This is a genomic window from Hydrogenophaga sp. (assembly GCF_022844385.1).
Taxonomy (GTDB): domain Bacteria; phylum Pseudomonadota; class Gammaproteobacteria; order Burkholderiales; family Burkholderiaceae_C; genus Hydrogenophaga.
Map to the genome: position 1 here is coordinate 1 of NZ_JALHLX010000194.1, position 4,699 is coordinate 4,699.

General features: G+C 62.8%; 3 protein-coding genes and 1 pseudogene. 1 reads left to right on the plus strand and 3 read right to left on the minus strand.

Annotation, left to right across the window (positions count from 1 at the left end; translation table 11 throughout):
• Window positions 1-301: 301 nt before the first annotated feature.
• Window positions 302-967: a peroxiredoxin-like family protein gene (locus Q0C59_RS18765; protein WP_026437473.1), complete on the plus strand. Its 666-nt coding sequence runs from the start codon at window positions 302-304 to the stop codon at window positions 965-967.
• Window positions 968-1,089: 122 nt separating this feature from the next.
• Here the strand turns inward: Q0C59_RS18765 and Q0C59_RS18770 are convergent.
• The 3 genes and pseudogenes from Q0C59_RS18770 to istA all read right to left on the minus strand — a co-directional run.
• Window positions 1,090-1,902: pseudogene (locus tag Q0C59_RS18770) on the minus strand (LysR substrate-binding domain-containing protein); the annotation flags it as partial.
• A gap of 150 nt (window positions 1,903-2,052) precedes the next feature.
• On the minus strand, window positions 2,053-2,856 hold the full coding sequence (gene istB / locus Q0C59_RS18775; protein WP_008904314.1) for an IS21-like element helper ATPase IstB: 804 nt from the start codon (window positions 2,854-2,856) through the stop codon (window positions 2,053-2,055).
• A gap of 78 nt (window positions 2,857-2,934) precedes the next feature.
• Window positions 2,935-4,458 carry an IS21 family transposase gene (gene istA, locus Q0C59_RS18780; RefSeq protein WP_026437811.1) on the minus strand — a complete coding sequence of 508 codons (1,524 nt, stop codon included), beginning with the start codon at window positions 4,456-4,458 and terminating at the stop codon, window positions 2,935-2,937.
• Window positions 4,459-4,699: the final 241 nt, after the last annotated feature.

Here is a 4,699-nt window from a genome sequence, read left to right on the forward strand (position 1 = left end):
GTCCGGGAAACTGGGGGAAGCCCAGTCTATGCTGTTGGACGTCAAGCGAAGCCTTCTGCACGGGCCTTGACTGAGTTCATTATTTCGGAAATCGCGCGTGACCCTCCGGATGTGCCGCCCAGTTCAAAGTAGCCCTACATCGCGCCCTTGTCCTCGTAATTTCAGCCGCTTGTCCGCTGCGCAAGATTGACAGGCCCTACATTGGTGCGCACTCGCGCTGACGTGCAAGAATGCAGACAAAACTCAGTACGCTTTCTTCTTGCGGTTTTCGCACTTTTGATCGCGGCTGGCCCAGCCCTAAATGTCTTTGCAGCAGAAGCTTGACGCGTTGCGTACCCACTTGGAGGTGGGGACACGCTCGAATGCGTTAGTTGCGATGCTCAGAGTGATGGAAGACGCCGTCTCCAGCGACCGCGCTACCAGAGCATTGCAGGCACCTAGCCGCGCACCAGCTTTTTCCCTCCCGGACGCGACAAGTCAAACTGTCTCCCTCTCAGAAATGCTTCGCGATGGGCCCGTGGTGGTGGTTTTTTATCGCGGCGAATGGAGTCCTTGGTGCCGGAAGGAATTGAATGCCTTGCAGGGGGTTACCGGGCGGTTCAAGCTGCTTGGTGCATCGGTGCTTGCCGTTTCTCCTCAGTTACCAGTATTCAGCCGCGGGCACATCCGAAGGCGCAGGCTAGATTTCCCGATACTGCATGATTCTGGTGGTCACGTGGCGGCTCAGTTCGGTGTGGAATGGCAAGTTCCAGCTGAATTTAGGAAGCTATATCTTGATTTGAACGTGGACCTTGAGAAGTTCAATGGGCAAGGTGGGTGGGTGCTGCCGATACCCGCGCGCTTCCTCATTGATCGGCAGCAGACAATCGTGTACGCCGAAATCAATGCTGGTGAAACTCATAGGATGGATCTGAGTGGCCTTCTCACCGCCTTGGAAGGGTTGCAGCGAAAGGCATCTGGGCCCTAAGCTTCATTGTCCTCGGGGATGTCCGATATAGACGGGGCATCGCTTTCTGACCAGTTCGTTGTCACCAGGGCAGTTCCTAGGCGACTGGGATGCACTTACGACGGATGAAGTTGTTCAGCTCATCACACCGCCTGAATCTGTTGGACGTTTGCGTGCTGGTCACGGTGAGCGCCATCAGTGCAGTGCTTGTCATGAAATGAGTTTTCGTGCCTCGAAGCCACAGGCACGTGCTCGGGCATCAGATCCACTACCCAGTCGATGAAGGCTCGCAGTTTCGCACTCACATGGCGGTTGGACGGGAACGCCACATACATCGGCATCGCATCGAAGCTCCAACCGTCGAACAGCGGCAGCAGTTCGCCCCGTGCCGCATGGTCGTTCGCCATGTACTGCGGCAGCCACAGAACGCCCATGCCAGCGACGCCAGCCGCGAGGTAGGCGTTGCCGTCGTCCATCGCCACCACATGGCGCCCCTGCACCTCCATGCGTTCGCCATCGCGGTGCATGCCGATGGGCGCCACCGTGCCGCTGCGGGCGCGCAGATAACCCACCGTGCGGTGGTGCGTATCGTCCAGTTCAGCCGGGTGCAGCGGCGTGCCAACGCGCTCCAGATAGCTGGGTGCCGCGTACACACCGATCTGCAGATCGCCCACGTGACGGGCGATCAACGAAGGGTCGGTGATCTCACCGCCGCGCAGCACGCAGTCCACGTTGTCACCGATGAGGTCCACCATGCGGTCGCTCACACCCATGTACAGCTGGATCTCCGGGTAGCGTGCATGAAACGCCGGCAGTGCCGGCATCAGGATCATGCGAGCCAGCGGGCTGGGCACATCCACGCGCAAGCGCCCACGGGGCGAGGCCACAGCGCTGGAGAGGCTGGTGTCCGCGTCTTCCAGGTCGGCCAGCAGGCGCACCACGCGCTCGTAGTACGCGGTGCGTATTTCGGCGAATGTGACCGGTCATTTCGGCGCATCGTGACCGGTGGGCTGAGCGATGTTCTCAGCGCCGTTTCGGTAACGTGACCGCCCGTTTCGGCGATCGTGACCGCCGTGATGCTGGCGGTGCTGCGTAGGGGGTTGAGTTTACGGTTTTGGAGAGGCTGTCAGGTCTTCATGGGGGTCCTTGATGGTCGTTTTTGAAACGGTTGCAGTGCGCGCCGTGCGGCCCGTTCGTCGCGACTCGCCGTCCAGGCTGAAGCGCCGGCAACTCTGCAGCAACCGGTCCAGAATGGCGTCGGCAACGGTGGGGTCGCCCAGCCAGGCGTGCCAATGCTCGATGGGCAATTGGTGGGCGATGATGGTGGCGCGCTGCCCCACCCGGTCATCGATGACCTCCAGCAAATCGGCACGCGTGGCGGCGTCCAGGTGTCCGATGCCCCAGTCGTCCAGCACCAGCACGTCGATCTTGGCGAGTTGCTGTAGCCAGCGTCGGAAGCTGCCGGCCCCATGCAAGATGCGCAGCTCTTCTGCCAGTCGAGGCACGCGCAAGTACAGCGCGGAGCGACCTTGCCGGCACGCGTATTGGGCCAGCGCACACGCCAGCCAAGTCTTGCCCAAGCCTGTGGCACCGGCCAGGGTCACCGTCTCGCCGCGATCGATCCAGGTGGACAGCGCAAGGCCCATGAGGGCCGGACGGTCCATTCCCCGGATGCCCTCGAAGCTGGCGTCCTCCAAGGTGGCCGAGGGGTACTTGAGCTGCGCCTGTTGCAGCAGACGCGCTCGCTTGCGGTCACTGCGGGCGTAGACCTCGCGCTCGACCAGCAAGGCCAGGCGCTCATCAAAGGACAGATTCAGGCAGTCGGCCTGTTCGTGTTGCTGTTGCAAGGCATCGGCGAAGCCCACGAGTTTGAGTGAGCGCAGCTGGGCGATGGTGGTGTTGTTGAGCATGGTGATGATGTCCTGAAGCCGTGGATTGGAGATAGAAACAATGGTGGCAGTGGCGGCGGCGGCGGCGGTGGCGCCACCTCACTGGTAGTAGCCCGGGCCGCGCAGATTGGCGTGCGCCGGGCTGGTCCAGTCCGACTCGGACTGGGGCGTGATCTGGTCACAGTTGTTGGCCAGCAAGTCACGCACATGGCTGTAGCGCAATGTGCCCAGGGCCAACGCCCGCTCGCAGGCGGCCTCCAGTCGCACCGGGCCGTACCTCTTGGACAGGCTCAGCAAACCCAGGCAAGACCGGTAGCCATGCTCGGGATGCTTGTAGGTCTGCAGCAAACGGGTGATCAACTCACCGCAGGCCACACCGATGCGCTGCCCCCATTCGATCAGGCGCTGTGGCGTCCACTCCATGTGGGCGCGGTGGGCCGCGGGCATGTGTGCCTCCACGGTAGAGAAACCCCCACGCTTGTCGCTGCGCGCGTGGGCGGCCACGCGCTGGCCGCGCAAGAGCAACTCGATGCCGCGCCCGGTCATGCGAGCCTCCAGCGTCTGACCGACCAGCGGGTGCGGTGCGCTGTAACGATGACCGTCGATCTCGACGTGGTAGTCGATATGGACCTTCACGGTCTTGAAGCGCGCGAGTTCATAGGGTTGCTGCGGCAGCGGCATCAGGGCTGGGGCGTCCAGCTCGGCGAACACACTGGCGCGACTGCCCGCCAGCTTCTGAAACGGCCGCTCGTTCAGGCTGGGGAGCAGCTGCGCAATGGCCGCGTCAACCTGAGCGACGCTCTCAAATCGCTGGTGGCGCAGCCTGGCCAGGATCCAGCGTGTGACGACCTGAACCGAGCTCTCAGCCGTGGCCTTGTCGCGCGGCGTGCGTGGGCGCGCAGGCAGCACCGAGGTGCCGTAGTAGCGGGCCAGGTCCTGCACCGTCTCGTTGGCACGTGGCTCGTAACGGTCTGGCGAGGCGATCACGGCACGGGCGTTGTCAGGCACGATGAGCTGCGGCACACCCCCGTAGAAGTGCAGAGCGCGCACCATGCCCTCGACCCAGTCATCCAGGCGCTGCGCGGGCGTGGCGCAGGCAAAGACGCAACTGGAGGCGGCCATGGCCGAGACGAAGACCTGGGCACGGGCGCCATCGCGCAAGGGCACCGTGGAGCCAGCGAAGTCGATGAACAGCTTCTCGCCGGCGCGCCGGTGCTGGCGCATCGAGCGCTTGAGGGTTTGGGCGAAGTCCTTGTAGTGACCGCAGAACTGGGTGTAGCGCCAGGTACGACCATGGGGATGGGCCTCCACGTACTCCTGCCACAGCAGCATGAGTGTCACGCCCTTGCGGTCGAGTTCGCGGTGGATGCGGCCCCAGTCGGGGGTGATGTAGGGCTGGGAGGTGGTGGCCTTGGGCAGCAGGGCGGAGGTCAGTCGCTGCTCGCTCCAATCCTGGACAGTCTCCCAATCCAGGCCAGCAGCATGGGCCAGGCCAACGTACTTGGCCACGGCCCCTTTGGAGATGTTGAGGGTGGCGGCGACTTGCTCGTGAGAGAGGTCGGCCTGCCACTTCAGGCGGATAACGTCTTTGATCATGCGTAGAGAAATTCGAGGTTTGGGCATCCGGCTCCTGAAGGCAAAAGCCGTCGAGGTTAGGACGCCCGGGTTGAGTTCTCTACGCAGCACCGCCTGGCTTCAGATCCCACAAAAACGTGGGCTGAAACGGCGGTCACGATGACCGAAATGATCGGTCACGTTGCCGAAACGGCCGGTCACGATGAACCGACAACGGAGTCGGTCACGATGGGCCGAAATCCTCGGTCACGATACCGAAACCAGCGGTCACGTTGGTCCGAAATACCCA